Below are 16,503 nucleotides of genomic sequence, written 5' to 3' on the forward strand. Positions count from 1 at the left end.
AGGGAGCTCCATATGGATCAGAACCAAGACCAGGGTGCGCAGGAATGCGCACCTGTTGCCGCCAAAGGACCCAAGATGAGCGACGCAAGCATCAACGCAAGCCGGGCATATGAGGACGAGGCCAGCTTTGGCGATTACTTCGCCCTGCTGAAACCCCGTGTCATGTCGCTGGTGGTGTTCACCGCTCTGGTCGGTCTGCTGGCTGCCCCTGTTTCCGTGCATCCGGTTGTCGGCTTTTGCGCCATCCTGTTCATCGCCATTGGCGGCGGTGCCTCCGGTGCGCTGAACATGTGGTGGGACGCCGATATCGACAAGGTGATGAAGCGCACCAAGGGCCGCCCGATCCCGGCCGGCAAGGTTGAGCCGGGCGAGGCGCTGGCGCTGGGCCTGGCGCTGTCGGGCCTGTCGGTGATCATGCTGGCGCTGGCAGCCAATGTCTTTGCCGGCGCCTTCCTGGCCTTCACCATCTTCTTCTACGTGGTGATCTACACCATGTGGCTCAAGCGCGCGACGCCGCAGAACATCGTGATCGGCGGTGCCGCGGGGGCCTTCCCGCCGGTGATCGGCTGGATTGCCGCCACCGGCACCATGTCGGTTGAGCCGTGGCTGATGTTCCTGCTGACCTTCATGTGGACGCCGCCGCATTTCTGGGCGCTGGCGCTGTTCATGCGCTCGGATTACGACGACGCAGGCGTGCCGATGCTGACCGTGACCCATGGCCGCCGCGCCACCCGCGTGCATATTCTGGCCTACACCGTGCTGCTGGCGCTGCTGGCCGTTGGCACAGCCTTCTCCGGCATCGGCGGCCCGATCTACCTGGCCGCGGCGCTGGTGATGAACGCGCTGTTCCTGCATGGCGCCTGGAAGATCACTCGCCGCGACGAGGACGATTCAGAGGCGGACAACTTCAAGGTGGAGCGCAGCTTCTTCAAACTGTCGCTGCTCTATCTGTTCCTGCATTTCGGCGCCGTCCTGGCCGAGGCCCTGCTGAAGCCCTACGGGCTGGGAGGCTGGTAAGATGGCCCTGCGCAAGGAACACGAGGTGCACAAGCGCCGCTCCGGCCTCAACAAGGGGGTTGGCATTTCGCTGGCGGCCTTTGTGGTGCTGATCATGGCGCTGACCATGGTCAAGGTGACCTCCAACAGCTTCAAGTTCCCGGACGCACAGGGAGAGCAGAACTGATGGCGCTGCAGGGACCCAATAAGACTGTTGTCCAGCTGGTCGGTGTTGTCGTCCTGATGGGCGGGTTGTCCTGGGCCTCGGTGCCGTTCTACGACTGGTTCTGCCGTGTCACCGGATTTGGCGGCGTCACCGGCGTGGCCAGCGCAGGCTCCGACACGGTTCTGGACCAGACCATCACGGTGCGCTTCGATGGCTCCAAGCAGCGCGGCATGCCGTGGGAGTTCAAGCCGGTCCAGCGCGAGATGGAGATCCGGCTGGGCGAAACCGGCCTGGCCTTTTACGAGGCCTACAACCCGACCGACCGCCCGGTGGCAGGGCAGGCGTCTTACAACGTGACGCCGTATCAGGCCGGCGGGTTCTTTTCGAAAATCGACTGCTTCTGCTTTACCGAGCAGGTGCTTCAGCCAGGGGAGCGGGTGCAGATGCCCGTGACCTTCTATGTCGACCCGGAAATCATTGACGACCGGGACGCAAAATACGTGCATACGATCACGCTTTCGTACACGTTCCATGAAATCGATCTGCCCGAGGGTTACGCAGCCCTCGACACCGGGGATAACACCGGGGCAGGCACAACCACGAACTAGGCCGCTAGGTGAGGGACACTTAAATGGCGCACGCTAAAAATCACGATTATCACATTCTGCCGCCGTCGATCTGGCCGCTGGCCTCCGCTGTGGGCACCTTCGTCATGCTGGTTGGCGCAGTGTTCTGGATGAAGGGCATCACTGCATGGCCCTTCTGGATCGGTTTCGTCGCGGTTCTCTACTCGGCTTATGCCTGGTGGGCGGAAGTTGTTGCCGAAAGCAAGGTCGGCGACCACACCCCGGTTGTCCGCATCGGCCTGCGCTATGGCTTCATCCTGTTCGTGATGTCCGAGGTGATGTTCTTCTTCGCCTGGTTCTGGTCGTTCTTCAAACACGCCATGTACCCGATGGAGACCTATGTCGGCACCGAATACGTGGCGCCGGAAATCTATGCGGTTGACCCCTTCCACCTGCCGCTGATCAACACCCTGATCCTGCTGCTGTCCGGCTGCGCCGTGACCTGGGCCCACCACGCGCTGGTCCACAATAACGACCGCAAGGCGCTGGTGCAGGGCCTGGCCATCGGTATCGCGCTTGGCGTCGCCTTCACGTTCCTGCAGGGCTACGAATATGCCCACCTGCTGCACGAAGGCTGGCAGTTCGGCGGCGACGAGTTCTACTCGAACTTCTTCATGGCAACCGGCTTTCACGGCTTCCACGTGATCATCGGCACCATTTTCCTGACCGTCTGCCTGGTCCGCGCGATGAAGGGCGACTTCACCCCGGAACAGCACGTCGGTTTCGAGGCCGCTGCCTGGTACTGGCACTTCGTGGACGTCGTCTGGCTGTTCCTGTTCTTCGCCGTCTACATCTGGGGCACCTCCGGCCTGTAAGGGGCGGCCTGTAACGGGCGGTTTGTAACGGTTACATGTTTGCGGTTGATTATCCGCATCCATGAAGTCACACACGGGGCGCGCAAGGGACACCTTGCGCGCCCTGTACTTTGAAGCGGAGCAGCGATGATGCGGCGTGTCATCTTCCTGTTGATCATCAGCGGCGCGGGCCTGGCCATTCTGATCGGCCTTGGCACCTGGCAGCTGCAGCGCAAGGCCTGGAAGGAAGGCATCCTCGCCACCATCGAGGCGCGCATCGCCGGCGGCTCTGCTGACCACCTGCCGCAGGCGCTGGACAGGGACGCGGACAAATACCGCCCGGTCCGCCTGTCCGGAGACATCGGTGCAGAGGAACTGCACGTTCTTACCTCGATCAAGGACATCGGCCCCGGCTACCGGGTGATCTCCCCCTTCACGCTGGAGGATGGCCGCCGGGTTCTGATCGACCGCGGATTTATCCCGGTTAAGGAAAAGCAGGCGGCACGCTTCTCTGGCCCCGCCACCATCGAAGGCAACATCCACTGGCCGCAGGAAACCGACAGCTACACCCCCGCACCGGACCTGGCAGGCAACATCTGGTACGCCCGCAACACCGAGCGCATGGCGGATCACCTTGGCACAGAGCCGGTGATGATTGTCCTGCGGGCCAGTCCCGAAGGGGAGGCCGCTGTGCGGCCGGTTCCGGTCTCCATCTCCGGCATCCCGAATGACCACTTGCAATATGCGATCACCTGGTTTTCGCTGGCCTTTATCTGGGCGGCGATGACCATCTACTTCCTGCGGCGCAGCCGCCCCTGAACCCGAAAGAGCTGAAGGCGATGAAATATATCTCGACCCGGGGCCAAGCGCCCGAGCTGACCTTTGAAGACGCAATGCTGACCGGCCTCGCGCGCGACGGCGGCCTCTATGTGCCCGCGGAAATCCCGCAGATGTCCCATGACGACATCGCGGCGCTGGCAGGCCTGTCCTATGAGGAAACCGCCTTCCGCGTCATGCGCCCCTTTCTCGGCGACTGCTTCACCGATGAGGAGTTCCGCGGCATCATCGCCCGCGCCTATGAGGGTTTCGGCCATGCCGCCCGCGCGCCGCTGAAGCAGCTGGCGCCGAACCATTTCCTGCTGGAGCTGTTCCACGGCCCGACGCTGGCGTTCAAGGACTTCGCGATGCAGCTGATCGGCCAGCTGTTCCAGGCCGCGCTTGAGCGCCGCGGCGACCGGGTGACCATCGCGGGCGCCACGTCAGGCGACACCGGCTCCGCCGCGATGGAGGCCTTCCGCGGTCTGAACAATGTGGATGTCTTCATTCTTTTCCCGCATGGGCGGGTGTCCGAAGTGCAGCGCCGCCAGATGACCACCCCGCAGGACGCCAATGTGCATGCGCTGGCCGTCGATGGCGACTTCGACGATTGCCAGGCCCGCGTCAAAGACATGTTCAACGACTTCGATTTCCGGGACGGGGTGAAACTGGCCGGTGTGAACTCGATCAATATCGCCCGCGTCCTGGCGCAGGTGGTCTATTACTTCTCCTCGGCCGTCAGCCTTGGCGCGCCGCAGCGCAAGGTGAGCTTCACTGTGCCCACCGGCAACTTCGGCGATATCTTCGCGGGCTACATTGCCAAACAGATGGGCCTGCCGATCGACCAGCTGGTGGTGGCCACCAACCAGAACGACATCCTGCACCGCTGCCTGTCCGGGCAGGGCTATTACAAGGGCGACACCCAGCCCTCGATCTCACCGTCGATGGACATTCAGGTGTCGTCGAACTTCGAGCGCGCCCTGTTCTATGCCTACGGCCAGGACAGCAAGGCCATCGCCCAGCTGATGGATGAGCTGAAGAACGGCGGCTTTGACGTCTCCCAGGGCGCCATGCAGGCGCTGTCGGAGACTTATGCTTCGGGCCGCACTTCCGAGGAAGAAACCCTCGTCACCATCAAATCCGAGCTGGCCGCCTCAGGAGAGCTGATCTGCCCGCATGGCGCTGTCGGTGTGAAAGTGGCAAACGAGCACCGCAAAGCGGAGGTTCCGATGATCACCCTGGCCACCGCGCACCCGGCGAAATTCCCGGCGGCAGTCGAAGACGCCAGCGGCATTCATCCGCCCTTGCCTGCGCGCATGGCAGACCTGTATGAGAGGCCGGAACGGGTCACCCGGATCGCCAACGATCTGGCTGCCCTCGAGGATCACATCAGAAAGAACATCGCGAATTGACAGTTCAGCAGCACACACTCGCCAACGGGTTCCGCATCGTCTCCGAGCATATGCCGGGTCTGGAATCCGCGGCGGTCGGGATCTGGGTGAGCGCCGGCGGCCGCCACGAGCGGCTGGAGCAGAACGGCATTGCCCATTTCCTGGAGCACATGGCCTTCAAGGGCACCAAAACCCGCACGGCCATGCAGATCGCCGAGGAGATCGAGGATGTGGGCGGTTATATCAACGCCTATACCTCGCGCGAGGTGACGGCCTATTACGCCCGGGTGCTGAAGGGTGACGTGCCGCTGGCGGTGGATGTGATCGGGGACATCCTGCTGAACCCGGTGTTCGACCAGCGCGAGATTGAGGTTGAGCGCGGGGTGATCCTGCAGGAGATCGGCCAGTCGCTGGACACGCCGGACGACGTGATCTTTGACTGGCTGCAGGAGGAAAGCTACCGCGGCCAGCCGCTGGGCCGGACCATTCTGGGCCCTGCAGAACGTGTGCGCAGCTTCTCCCGCGAGGATTTGCAGGGCTTTGTCGCCGAACACTACGGCCCGGGTCAGATGATCCTGGCAGCGGCTGGTGGTGTGGATCACGATGCGCTGGTCAAGCTGGCTGAGCGGATGTTCGGCCACATGGAGGCCAAGCCGGATTTCACCGCCGAAAGCGCGACCTTCACCGGCGGCGAGGCGCGGCAGGTGAAGGATCTGGAGCAAGCGCATTTCGCGCTGGCGTTCGAAGGCCCGGGCTACCGTGACCAGTCGATGTACACCGCGCAGATCTATGCCAGCGCCCTAGGCGGCGGCATGTCCTCGCGGCTGTTCCAGGAAGTGCGCGAGAAGCGCGGCCTCTGCTACACCATCTTCTCGCAAGCGGGGTCCTATGCCGATACCGGCTCGATGACCGTCTATGCGGGCACCTCGGGCGAGCAGCTGGCAGAGCTGGCGGGCATCACCATCGACGAGATGAAACGTGCCGCTGACGACATGAGCGATGCCGAGGTCGAACGCGCCCGCGCCCAGATGAAGGCGGGGATGCTGATGGGGCTGGAAAGCCCGTCAAACCGGGCGGAACGCCTGGCCCGTCTGGTGCAGATCTGGGACAAGGTGCCGTCTCTGGAGCGCACGGTCGAGCGGATCAATGCGGTGACCACCAAGGACGTGCGTGAGCTGGCGGAGACCATGGCTGTGACAGCGCCTGCAGCATTGGCGCTTTATGGCCCGGTGACGGATGCCCCGGCGCTGGAGAGGCTGCAGGAGAGGCGCGCCGCCTGATGCTGCTCACCCGCCGCAAGGTCCGCATCGAAACCGAGCGCCTGACCCTCAGGCCGCCGGTGCACGCGGATTTTCACGGCTGGGCGGCACTGAGGCTGCAAAGCCAGCCCTACCTGACACCGTGGGAGCCCAGCTGGGCGGCGGATCACCTCAGCCGCAAGAGCTTCACCAACCGGGTCTACTGGGCGCGCCGGTCGGTTTCCGGCGGCACCGCGCTGCCGCTGTTCCTGATCCGGCGGTCCGACCAGGTGCTGGTGGGTGCGATCACGCTCGACAACATCCGCCGCGGCCCGGCGCAGGCCGGCACGCTCGGCTATTGGACCGGGCTGCCCTTTGCCCGCCAGGGCTACATGCGCGAGGCGATCGGAGCGGTGGTGCATCACGCCTTCACCAAGCTGGACCTCAGCCGTATCGAAGCCGCCTGTCTGCCGGAAAACCAGGCCTCCCGCGGGCTGCTGGAGAAATCAGGCTTCAAGTACGAAGGCGTCGCCCAGTCCTACCTGCAGATCAACGGCCGCTGGCGCACCCATGTGCTTTATGCGTCCCTGCGCCACGACCGCCGCGGCAAGACGCTGGCAGGGCAGGCTTAGAAGCCCCCGCCGGCACAACCGGACTGCTCCCGCCCGTCACGCGCGCATTGTAAACGCGCCGCTCCCGTTTGGCCGGGCGCCGCCCCTGCGGTGCGGCGCGGATTCCCTGGGGCTGGCGCCACACCCAACTGTGACGCAGAATTTCAATTCTGCCGGAGCAGGCGGGAGCCCTTGCGCGCCGTATTTTCTGCCGCCAGGGCTGACAACGCCGGTTTGCGCCCTAGAACCTGCCTCATGCGCGCGTTTGTCAGTCTCCTTTGCCTCATCCTGTGTTCCAGTGTTCTCCATGCACAGGAACGGCGGCAGAGCCATTGCATTGCCCTGGCAGAGGCCGCGCCGGGGATGGCGTATCTGCATCAGGCCAGCTGGCAGGACCCGGTCGCGCAGGACAGCGTGCAGATCCGCTATATCGCCCATGCCTCTTTCCTGCTGCGCACCGCGGGCGGGCTGAACGTGGTCACCGATTTCACCGGCTTCACAGGCGCCGCGCCGCTGATCCCGGATGTCGTCACCATGAACCACGCCCATGAGACCCATTGGACTGCGCACCCTGATCCGGCAATCCCGCATGTGCTGGAGGGCTGGGGGCCGTTCGGCGCAGGCATCGAGCATCACCTCGACCTCGGCGAGATGCTGATACGCAATGTCCCGACCGACATCCGCAACATGTTCGGCGGGGTGGAGGAACGGGGCAATTCGATCTTTGTGTTCGAGGCTGCGGGCCTGTGCATCGGCCACCTCGGTCACCTGCACCATGTGCCGACGCCGGAGCAGTATGCGGCTCTGGGGCGGCTAGATGTGGTGATGGCCGCGGTGGATGGCGGCATCACCCTGCCGCTGGATCAGATGCTGGAGGTGCTTGGGCGGCTGCGGTCCTCGGTGATCATCCCGATGCACTGGTTCAGCGACTATTCGCTGCAGAGTTTCCTGTCCCGGATCGGCCCGGAATTTGATGTGGTGGATGAGGGCAACAGCGCGCTGTCGGTCTCCCTGCGCAGCCTGCCCGGGCGCCCGACCATCCATGTGCTGCGGCCCAAGTACCTGCTGGAAGAGGAGTGAGCGCCTTGCCAGCCGCAGGGCCTTGCGGCATGGATAGGGCATGACGCTGAACCCCGCCGATCCTGCCTTTGCTGCCCGTCTGTCCCCGCTGCTGCCCGAGGGCGTTTTGCGGGATGCCGAACCGCGCTATCTGGAAGAGCCGCGCGGCCGCTATCACGGGCAGGCGGGGCTTCTGGCAGTGCCGCAGAACGTGGAACAAGTCTCAACCCTGATCCGCGAGGCCAACGCCGCCCGGGTGCCGGTTGTGCCCTACGGCGGCGGCACCGGGCTGGTCGGCGGCCAGGTGATGCCGGACGGGCCGGCGCCCTTGGTGATCTCGCTGGAGCGGATGGCAGCCATCCGGGCGGTTCACAGCCAGGAGAATGTGCTGATCGCAGAGGCCGGCGCCATTTTGGCAGATGTGCAGGCGGCTGCTCAGGGCGCGGACCGCCTGTTCCCGCTGTCGCTGGCGGCGGAAGGCTCGGCGCGGATCGGCGGCAACCTCTCGACCAATGCCGGCGGCGTCAACGTGCTGCGCTACGGCAACGCCCGCGACCTCTGCTTGGGGCTGGAAGCGGTGCTGCCCTCAGGCGAGATCTGGCACGGGCTGTCACGCCTCAGGAAAGACAACACCGGCTATGACCTCAGGAACCTGCTGATCGGGGCCGAGGGCACCTTGGGGGTGATCACCGCTGCGGCGCTGAAACTCTCGGCGGTTCCGGCGTCGCAAGGCACCGCCATTTTCACCGTGAAGGACCCGCAGGCCGCCATCGCCCTGCTGGCACTGGCCCGCGAGCACGCGGGCGAGGGTGTCAGCGCCTTTGAACTGATCCACCGGCAGGGGCTGGAATTCCTGGCGGAAACGCTGCCGCAAGTCCGCCAGCCCTTTGCGAAAGCACCGGAATGGTGCGTGCTGATCGAACTGGGCCTGCCGCGCGGTCTGAAGGCGGAGGAAACGCTGGCAGAGCTGTTTGAAGCCGCCGAAGCGGCGGGCCTGGCCGCCGATGGCGTGATTGCCCAGTCGGAAAGCCAGCGGCAGGCGCTGTGGTCGGTGCGCGAGCATATCCCGCTGGCCAACAAGGCCATCGGCTCGGTGTCCAGCCACGACATCTCGGTGCCCATATCGGAGATCCCGGCCTTCATCGGGCGGTGCAGGGCGGCCATCGCAAAACTCGGCGACTTCCGCATCAACTGCTTCGGCCATCTGGGCGACGGCAACCTGCACTACAACGTGTTTCCGGCGAAAGGCCGCAGGCGGGAGGAGTATGACTCCCTGCGCAATATCGTGAAAGAAGCGGTGCATGATCTGGTCCACGCCTTCGGCGGCTCCTTCAGCGCCGAGCACGGGGTGGGGCGGATGAAGACCGGCGATCTGGAGCGCTACGGCGACCCTGCCAAGCTGGCGGCGATGCGGGCCATCAAGCAGGCGCTGGATCCCAATGGCATCATGAACCCGGGCGCGGTGCTCAAATCCGTTTGATCACTCTGGAAACGGGAAGGCTCCCGCACCCGCGGCTGCCCGGCTGCGCCGGACCGCCTGGCGGCCTTGGGTCCGGCGCCGCACAAATGCGCGGCGCGCCTTTCAGGCGCCCTTTCAGGGCGCCTGAAAGGCCATGCCAAACCGGACGAGCCGTTTTAGCAGAAAATGGCGCAGGGCGGGCGGGTGCGCCGCGCCGCCAGCGCCTAAAACGGTGAACCTTGCCGCAGGCCCGGTTTCAGAGCCCTTCGAATTCGCAAAGCACATGCACATCCATGCCCATGCTCTCCAGCGATTTGCGGCCGCCCAGTTCCGGCAGGTCGACGATGAAGGAGCAGGACACGATCTCGCCGCCCAGCCGCTCGATCAGCTTGATGCCGGCGCCCGCGGTGCCGCCGGTGGCCAGCAGGTCATCGACCATCAGGATCTTCTCGCCCGGCTTGATCGCATCATCGTGGATTTCCACGATCGCCTCGCCGTATTCCAGCTTGTACTCTTGGCTGATGGTGGTGCCGGGCAGCTTGCCCTTCTTGCGGATCGGCACGAAGCCGACGCTCAGCTGATGCGCAATCGCGCCGCCCAGGATGAAGCCGCGCGCCTCCAGCCCGACCACCTTGTCGATCTGTTCGCCCGCGTAGGGGTGCAGCATCTGGTCGATCGCCATGCGGAAGCCGCGCGGGTCGGCAAACAGCGTGGTCACGTCGCGGAACATGATCCCTTCATGCGGGAAGTCGACGATGGTGCGGATGTAATCCTTGACGGCGGGCTTCTTGGGCATCGGCTTGGCTCCCCTGAGAAAAATCGGTGTTGCGGCCCGGCAACCGGCCGGGCCAGCAGCGGTTTGGACGATCCAAGGCCCTGTTGCAAGGGAAAGCAGGCGGCTGCCCCCGGCCTGGTCCTGACTACCGTGCCAGGTTTGTGCTCCAGCGCATCAGGGCTTCCAAGGGCCCGCGTTTGGCAAAGAGGTTCCAGAACCACACCAGCACCATGGACAGCGCGCAGAACCCAAAGGAGTAGCCGAAGATCTGCGTAGGGCCGAGCGATCCGTCCAGCTGTCCCATTGCCTCAAGCGTGCCCATGCCCAAGAGGATATGCGCCGCATAAAGGCTGAGCGCCTGCCGCCCTGGCGCGGCCAGCCATTCTGCCAGCCCGGCCTTGTCGAGCGCCGGGGTGACGGCCAGCACCAGACCGGTGACCGCCAGCGCGCTGCCGGAGGCCGACAGGATGTAAAAGGGGCCGGGCGGGATGGCGCTGGTTCCAAACACCTCCGCCAGCTCCGGGTCCTGGAGCAGATTGCCGGGAACGGCGCCCAGAACAGCCGCGGCAGTTCCCCAAAGGACCAGATGCGCCTGCACGCGGCGGCTGGAGAGCTGAAGGCGGCCCGCCCACATGCCAAAAAGCAGGAAGGCGGCCCAGGGAAACACCGGGTGCCAGCCATTGAAGAAGGAATGCCGCAGGAAGCCCTCAAGGGTCCAGAAATCCGCATATACAAGGGTTTCCCAGTTCCAATGCGCCTCGTAATCCAGGGCCAGCAGACTGATCAGCCCGATCAGCAGGGTGCCCGCCGCGGCTTGCAGGAGCGCCCTGCTGGAGGCAGTCAGGAATGGCAGCGCCACCAGGAAGTAGAGCGCATAGAAATGCAGGATGTCGGCCTCGAAGATGGTCAGGTTCAGCAGCCCGATAACGAACAGGAACACCGCACGGCGGAATGTCGTTGCCCGGTCCGGCCTGCCCAGCGACAGGCCGATGCCCGCCAGCACCACAAACAGCGCCGCGGCCCGCCCTTCCAGCGCGTTGGTGAGCAGCGATGCGGTGTCAGTGCCCGGCGTCACCTGGGCGGCAATACGGAAGTTCACCAGCACCATGCCGCAAAAGGCCAGGAAACGGGCAATGTCCAATCCGTGCAGACGCATGAAAGCCTCTTGAAATCAGGCAAGTGAAAAGACCTTGTCCCGCTAGAATAAAGGCACTGCTGGCGGCAAAGAAAAGGGGCGGCCCGAAAAGACCGCCCCGGCAGCGTTTGGATACCTCAGCTGCGGGTCAGCTCAGAACCCGGCCCGCCACGGCGCCAAGCTTCGCCAGCAGCGCCGGGTCGCGCTTGTCCGGCGCGGTCATGATGGCGTATTCCAGCGCCTTGTCGCAGCCGTGCGGGCAGTCCTGCCGTTCTTTCCCCAGCAGCCCCGGCAGGCGGCGCACCAGTTCGCGGGCATTGGCGGAGTTGCCCTGCAAAGTGGCAATGATATCAGTGATTTTCACCGCGCCGTGCTCCGGGTGCCAGCTGTCGTAATCGGTGACCATGGCCACCGAGGCGTAGCACAGTTCCGCTTCGCGGGCGAGCTTGGCTTCGGGCATGTTGGTCATACCGATGACGTCGCAGCCCCAGTGCTCCCGGTACATCTTGCTTTCGGCCATGGAGGAGAATTGCGGCCCCTCCATGCACAGGTAGGTGCCGCCGCGGTGGACCTTGACGCCGGCATCGCGCGCCGCCGCCTCTGCCGCGTCCGAGAGCCGTTCGCAGGTCGGATGCGCGACGCTGACATGGGCGACGCAGCCGGTGCCGAAAAAGCTTTTCTCGCGCGCGAAAGTACGGTCAATGAACTGATATACAACAACAAAATCGCCCGGCGCCATTTCCTCGCGGAAGGAGCCGCAGGCAGAGACGGAGAACACGTCGGTCACCCCCAGCCGCTTCAGCGCGTCGATATTGGCGCGGTAGGGCACCTCGGTGGGGGAATGCACATGGCCGCGGCCGTGGCGGGGCAGGAAGGCCATTTTCACGCCGTCCAGCGTGCCGGTGAGGATCTGGTCCGACGGCGCCCCCCAGGGCGTTTCGACCGAGGTCCACTGGGCGTCTTCCAGCCCGTCGATCTCATAAATGCCGGAGCCGCCGATCACGGCGATCATGGTTTCCTGTGTCAAATCCTGCCCTCCTGTTGCTGCTGATTTGGATATGCGCAAGCGGGGGCGGATTTGGCAAGAGCGCGGCGGTAAACAGGGGGTGACATGCGTGCACCCCCTGTGCACCCCCTGTACAGCGGATGGGTGCCGGAAGCGGGGTTTGCCTGCGGCGCGAGTATTTGGGGCAAGATGAAAGAGCGGGGCTATTCGCGCCGGATGAACCCGGGCAGCACTGCCTGACAGACCCTGGGCGAAAATGAAGAACCCGCCAAGCGGCGGGTTCTTTGGTTGCGCACTGTGCGGGCTCAACCCTCGTAGTCGGGCATCGCCTTCAGCTCCTCCTCGGTCATCGGGATGTAGACGCGCAGGTCGGAGCCGTCGTCGGCGCGCAGGATGTCGAGCTTGGAGAGTTCCAGCTCAACCGGCTTTTCGCCAAGGCCCAGGAAACCGCCGACGTCGATGACAGCGGCTTTGACCTTGCCTTCTTCGGTCAGCAGCAGTTCGGAGACCTCGCCGATCCATTCGTCGTTGGCGTCATAGGCGGCGGCGCCGGTCAGTTTTTTGGCGGTCAGGTCGGTTTCCTCCGCGGTCATGTAGCCGTCGCGCTCAACCGGGGCGCGGGGCTGCATGGCGGCGGTGGTTTCGCTGTCGCTCATGGTTTCGGTTTCGGCAGCTTCTGCTTCGGCTGCGGCTTCTTCCGTCACTTCTTCAGCCGCAGCTTCAGCCTCAGCCGCTGCTTCGCTGGTTTCTTCGGCAATTGTCTCGCCGGCTTGTTCAGCCGCGTTTGCGGCGTCAGACGCCAGTTCAGCGCCCTGTTCGGCGGTTGCCTCTGCAGCTTCCTCGACGGTGGTGTCGGTGGCATAGGCGGGGAAGGCGGTCACAGCAGCAAGCGCCGTGGAAAGTAGCAGCTTTTTCATAGCGTTCACTCCTCGGTTTGGTGGTGGCTTGTGCGTGAGTACTCACCGAACAAACGCCCTGCGCGGGGTTCGGTTCCCGGGAAGTTGGATTCTGCGCGCAGATTTCCGCGAGCCAGCCGGCGCCGGGCCTGCGCCTTCGGATCCGCTGCGGTCTGCGCATTGCGCCAGTGCGCCGGGGGATGCCGCCCTTGCCCCGTTGGCGGTTTTCCGCTAGGGGCGGGCAGCGAACACTCCTCCTCCCGAGCACAGGTACCTGACATGAGACGCGCAGCCATGGCTTTGCTGGCCAAGCAGATATCCCCGCCCAACCTCTCCATCATGCAGGACGAGGGCTTTACCGTGGGCCGCGTGCGCACTGAGCTTTTGTCGGGCCTGACAGTGGCGCTGGCGCTGGTGCCGGAGGCCGTTGCCTTTGCCTTTGTCGCCGGGGTGCACCCGCTGGTGGGTCTCTATGCGGCCTTCATGGTCGGGCTGATCACTGCGGTGTTCGGCGGCCGGCCGGGGATGATCTCGGGTGCCACGGGCGCGCTGGCGGTGGTGATGGTGGCTCTGGTGGCGCAGCACGGGGTAGAGTACCTGTTTGCCACCGTGGTGCTGATGGGGATTTTGCAGATCATTGCCGGGGTGATGCACTGGGGCAAGTTCATCCGCCTGGTGCCGCATCCGGTGATGCTGGGCTTTGTGAACGGGCTGGCGATCGTGATCTTCCTGGCGCAGCTCACACAGTTCAAAGTGCCGGGCACCGATGGTGCGGAATGGCTGAGCGGTGCCTCGCTTTACATGATGCTGGGGCTGGTGGCGCTGACCATGGTGATCATCTGGGGGATGCCTAAGATCACCAGCATCATCCCGGCGCCGCTGGCGGGGATCGGCATCGTCGCGGTTCTGGTGATCGCAATGGGCCTGGATGTGCCGCGGGTTGGTGACATGGCCTCAATCGAAGGCGGCTTCCCGGCGTTCCACAATCCGTTCGGAACTGGCGAGGGGCTGTACGGGACCGCGCTGGCACCGTTCACGCTGGAGACGCTGTGGATCATCCTGCCCTATGCGGTGATCCTGGCTGCGATCGGGTTGATCGAGAGCCTGCTGACGCTGAACCTGGTGGGGGAGATCACGGGCAAGCGCGGCGGAGCTTCGCAGGAGTGTATTGCGCAGGGCGCGTCCAACGTGGTGACCGGCTTCTTCGGCGGCATGGGCGGCTGCGCGATGATCGGCCAGTCGATGATCAACGTGAAATCGGGCGGGCGGACGCGGATTGCGGGCATTGCAGCGGCGCTGTTCCTGCTCTTGTTCATCGTCGCCGCCTCGCCGCTGATCGAGCAGATCCCGTTGGCAGCCCTTGTGGGTGTGATGTTCATGGTGGTGATCGGCACCTTCGCCTGGAACAGCCTCAAGATCATGACAAAGGTGCCGCTGATGGATGCCTTTGTGATTGTGCTGGTGACGGTTGTCACGGTGATGTCGGACCTGGCAGTTGCGGTGGTTGTGGGCGTTATCGTCTCGGCGCTGGCCTATGCCTGGAACAACGCGCGCCGCATCCACGCCTACACCCGCGAGTCCGAAAGCGACAAGGGTGCCAAGGTCTATGAGATCGAAGGGCCGCTGTTCTTCGGCTCCACCGACGGGTTCATTGAGCTGTTTGACGTGGCGGGCGACCCGGACCATGTGATCGTGGACTTTGCCCGCAGCCGGGTGGTGGACCAGTCTGCGCTGCAGGCGATCGAGGCGGTGGCCGGCAAGTATGAGGCGGAAGGCAAGAAGCTGGTGCTGCGGCACCTGAGCCGGGACTGCCACCAGCTGCTGACCAAGGCGGGCCACCTGATGGTCGATAGCGACGATGACCCGGAATACGAGGTCGCGGTGGATTACTCGGTCAGGACCGGGATCCTGGGCGGCCACTGAGCTTTGTCATATTGAACAATGAGGCTCGCGGTTCTGGTGAACCGCGGGTTTTCTGATTTGAAGAGGGGCTTCTGGCTCACCATACCAGCAAAGGCTGGTCCGCATCCTCCATCCCCTGATCCGTGCCTGCCACCGGTCCTCGCGCCGCGCCAGCACAATGGCCGTATCCACGCCTGGCGGCGCGGAGCCTCGGCAATTCTGCTGGCCCGCCGCTGCGGGCGATGCCCGTCCGGCCTCAGTCGACGGCGGCTCCGGACCAGCAAGTGCAGGGGCAGGGGCGTTAATCCGGGGCGAGGGATTCCAGCATGTCGAGATCGCCGGACAGCAGCGCCGGTTCGGCGCGGGTGATGAGCTCCGCGGGCCAGTCCCACCATTTGAGCGCCAGCAGCCGGGCGATCTGCGGTTTGGAGAAGCGGAAGCTGTGCACCGCGCCGGGGTTGCCGGTGACGATGGCATAAGGCGGCACCGTGCCGCGCACCACGGCGCCGGCGCCGATGATGGCGCCGTCACCGATGCGGGCGCCGGGCAGGATCAGCGCGCCGTAGCCGATCCAGACGTCATTGCCCACGATGGTGTCGCGGGTGTCGGGCTGGAAGCCTGGCATCTGATCCGGGTCGAACACCGGGAAGGGGTAGCAGCTAAGGCCGTCCTGGGCGTGGTTGGCAGAGGCGGTGATGAAACGCGCGCCGTGGGCGATCTGGCAGAAACGGCCGATCACCAGCCGCTCACGGGCGCCGGGGAACAGGTAGGGCGCCAGATGCTGCGCCCAGTCCTGCGGCGGGTCGAAATCCGAGGCATAGGAGTAATCTCCTGCCTTGATGTTCGGATGCTCCAGCACCCGGCTCAGCATCACCGTGCCCGCGTGGGGCGTGCCGTCCGGCAGGATGATCGGGTTGCGTTTTCTGGGATCGGGCAGGGGCATGGCAGGCCTTATTCTCCGGGGCGGGACAGGGAAAACAGGTCGCGAACCACCGAATAGTCACGGTAGCCGAGGCGGGCCAGTGGCTGGAACGCGGTGACGTCGAAGGCGCCGTCGCGCAGGCAGTCGTCGCGCATGTGCACGCCGGTCACTTCGCCGAACACCACCTTGTTGGCCTCGCCCGGCAGGGTGACGATTTGGGTGAGCTTGCACTCCAGCGCTGCCGGGGCTGCGGCGACACGGGAACAGGCGATGGTTTCGCACTCCGCGGCCTCAAGACCGGCATGGTCGAATTCGTCCACGTCCTTGGGCAGCGCGCCGGAGCTGGCGTTCATTGCCTCGCGCAGCGCGTAGGACACCACGTTGACGCAAAAGACGCCGGTGGCCTCGATATTGGCCACAGAATCCTTGGTGCCCTGCTGGTCCGGCTTGCTGCTGGTGGAGGCAAACATCACCTGCGGCGGGGTATAGGCCACCGCGTTGAAGAAGGAATAGGGGGCCAGGTTGTTGACGCCGTCGGCGGAACGGCTGGAGATCCAGCCGATCGGGCGCGGCGTGACAATGGCGTTGAACGGATTGTGAGGGAGGCCGTGGCCGTCCTCGGGCCGGTAGAACATTTCTGTTTCCTGCTCTGGTCATAGATGTTTGCCCAAGGCTTACGCTCATGCTAGGCCAAACGCCAGCCTGCAGGGA

17 protein-coding genes are annotated in these 16,503 nt (G+C 64.6%); 11 read left to right on the forward strand and 6 right to left on the reverse strand.

The features are described 5' to 3' along the window. Nucleotides 1-75 precede the first annotated feature (75 nt). The 10 genes from cyoE to AC58NV_RS08520 all read left to right on the forward strand — a co-directional run bounded on the left by cyoE (nt 76) and on the right by AC58NV_RS08520 (nt 9,177). Nucleotides 76-1,017, forward strand: a complete 942-nt coding sequence (cyoE, locus tag AC58NV_RS08475) for a heme o synthase (protein ID WP_497227038.1) — start codon at nt 76-78, stop codon at nt 1,015-1,017. A gap of 1 nt (nt 1,018) precedes the next feature. Next, nucleotides 1,019-1,183, forward strand: a complete 165-nt coding sequence (locus AC58NV_RS08480; protein ID WP_497226734.1) for a cytochrome c oxidase system small membrane protein — start codon at nt 1,019-1,021, stop codon at nt 1,181-1,183. Continuing rightward, entirely contained in the window at nt 1,183-1,770 is a 588-nt protein-coding gene (locus AC58NV_RS08485; RefSeq protein ID WP_497226735.1) for a cytochrome c oxidase assembly protein, read from the forward strand. The genes AC58NV_RS08480 and AC58NV_RS08485 overlap by 1 nt, the downstream gene beginning before the upstream one ends. 23 nt (nt 1,771-1,793) lie before the next feature. Next, nucleotides 1,794-2,603 (forward strand): cytochrome c oxidase subunit 3, encoded by an 810-nt coding sequence (locus AC58NV_RS08490; protein ID WP_497226736.1) that lies wholly within the window; start codon nt 1,794-1,796, stop codon nt 2,601-2,603. Between the two features lie 129 nt (nt 2,604-2,732). Next, the gene (locus AC58NV_RS08495) at nt 2,733-3,401 is read left to right on the forward strand and encodes an SURF1 family protein (RefSeq protein WP_497227039.1); all 669 of its coding nucleotides are present in this window, start codon (nt 2,733-2,735) and stop codon (nt 3,399-3,401) included. Between the two features lie 20 nt (nt 3,402-3,421). Further along, nucleotides 3,422-4,810: a threonine synthase gene (gene thrC, locus AC58NV_RS08500; RefSeq protein WP_497226737.1), complete on the forward strand. Its 1,389-nt coding sequence runs from the start codon at nt 3,422-3,424 to the stop codon at nt 4,808-4,810. Beyond that, entirely contained in the window at nt 4,807-6,069 is a 1,263-nt protein-coding gene (locus AC58NV_RS08505) for a M16 family metallopeptidase (protein ID WP_497226738.1), read from the forward strand. Before thrC ends, AC58NV_RS08505 begins: the two co-directional genes overlap by 4 nt. Continuing rightward, a complete protein-coding gene (locus AC58NV_RS08510) occupies nt 6,069-6,659 on the forward strand; it encodes a GNAT family N-acetyltransferase (RefSeq protein WP_497226739.1) in 591 nt (196 codons plus the stop codon). Before AC58NV_RS08505 ends, AC58NV_RS08510 begins: the two co-directional genes overlap by 1 nt. A 234-nt stretch (nt 6,660-6,893) precedes the next feature. Next, on the forward strand, nt 6,894-7,718 hold the full coding sequence (locus AC58NV_RS08515; protein ID WP_497226740.1) for an MBL fold metallo-hydrolase: 825 nt from the start codon (nt 6,894-6,896) through the stop codon (nt 7,716-7,718). 40 nt (nt 7,719-7,758) lie between these two features. After that, a complete protein-coding gene (locus tag AC58NV_RS08520) occupies nt 7,759-9,177 on the forward strand; it encodes an FAD-binding oxidoreductase (protein WP_497226741.1) in 1,419 nt (472 codons plus the stop codon). Nucleotides 9,178-9,412: 235 nt separating this feature from the next. Here AC58NV_RS08520 and AC58NV_RS08525 read toward each other — a convergent pair whose 3' ends face one another. The 4 genes from AC58NV_RS08525 to AC58NV_RS08540 form a co-directional block, all read right to left on the reverse strand. Next, the gene (locus AC58NV_RS08525) at nt 9,413-9,952 is read right to left on the reverse strand and encodes an adenine phosphoribosyltransferase (RefSeq protein WP_497226742.1); all 540 of its coding nucleotides are present in this window, start codon (nt 9,950-9,952) and stop codon (nt 9,413-9,415) included. A 124-nt stretch (nt 9,953-10,076) separates the two neighbouring features. Next, nucleotides 10,077-11,087, reverse strand: coding sequence for a DUF418 domain-containing protein (locus AC58NV_RS08530; protein WP_497226743.1), 1,011 nt, complete (start codon nt 11,085-11,087; stop codon nt 10,077-10,079). Between the two features lie 127 nt (nt 11,088-11,214). After that, the gene (locus AC58NV_RS08535; RefSeq protein ID WP_497227040.1) at nt 11,215-12,078 is read right to left on the reverse strand and encodes an S-methyl-5'-thioadenosine phosphorylase; all 864 of its coding nucleotides are present in this window, start codon (nt 12,076-12,078) and stop codon (nt 11,215-11,217) included. A gap of 299 nt (nt 12,079-12,377) precedes the next feature. Continuing rightward, nucleotides 12,378-12,989 carry a PRC-barrel domain-containing protein gene (locus AC58NV_RS08540; RefSeq protein WP_497226744.1) on the reverse strand — a complete coding sequence of 204 codons (612 nt, stop codon included), beginning with the start codon at nt 12,987-12,989 and terminating at the stop codon, nt 12,378-12,380. A gap of 258 nt (nt 12,990-13,247) precedes the next feature. On the opposite strand from AC58NV_RS08540, the gene AC58NV_RS08545 reads away from it, so the two are divergent. Continuing rightward, nucleotides 13,248-14,891 carry a SulP family inorganic anion transporter gene (locus AC58NV_RS08545; RefSeq protein WP_497226745.1) on the forward strand — a complete coding sequence of 548 codons (1,644 nt, stop codon included), beginning with the start codon at nt 13,248-13,250 and terminating at the stop codon, nt 14,889-14,891. Nucleotides 14,892-15,171: 280 nt separating this feature from the next. Here the strand turns inward: AC58NV_RS08545 and AC58NV_RS08550 are convergent, their stop codons facing one another. Next, a complete protein-coding gene (locus AC58NV_RS08550; protein ID WP_497226746.1) occupies nt 15,172-15,813 on the reverse strand; it encodes a CatB-related O-acetyltransferase in 642 nt (213 codons plus the stop codon). 8 nt (nt 15,814-15,821) lie between these two features. After that, the gene (locus tag AC58NV_RS08555) at nt 15,822-16,427 is read right to left on the reverse strand and encodes a flavin reductase family protein (RefSeq protein WP_497226747.1); all 606 of its coding nucleotides are present in this window, start codon (nt 16,425-16,427) and stop codon (nt 15,822-15,824) included. Nucleotides 16,428-16,503: the final 76 nt, after the last annotated feature.

This window comes from Leisingera sp. ANG49 (assembly GCF_059694505.1).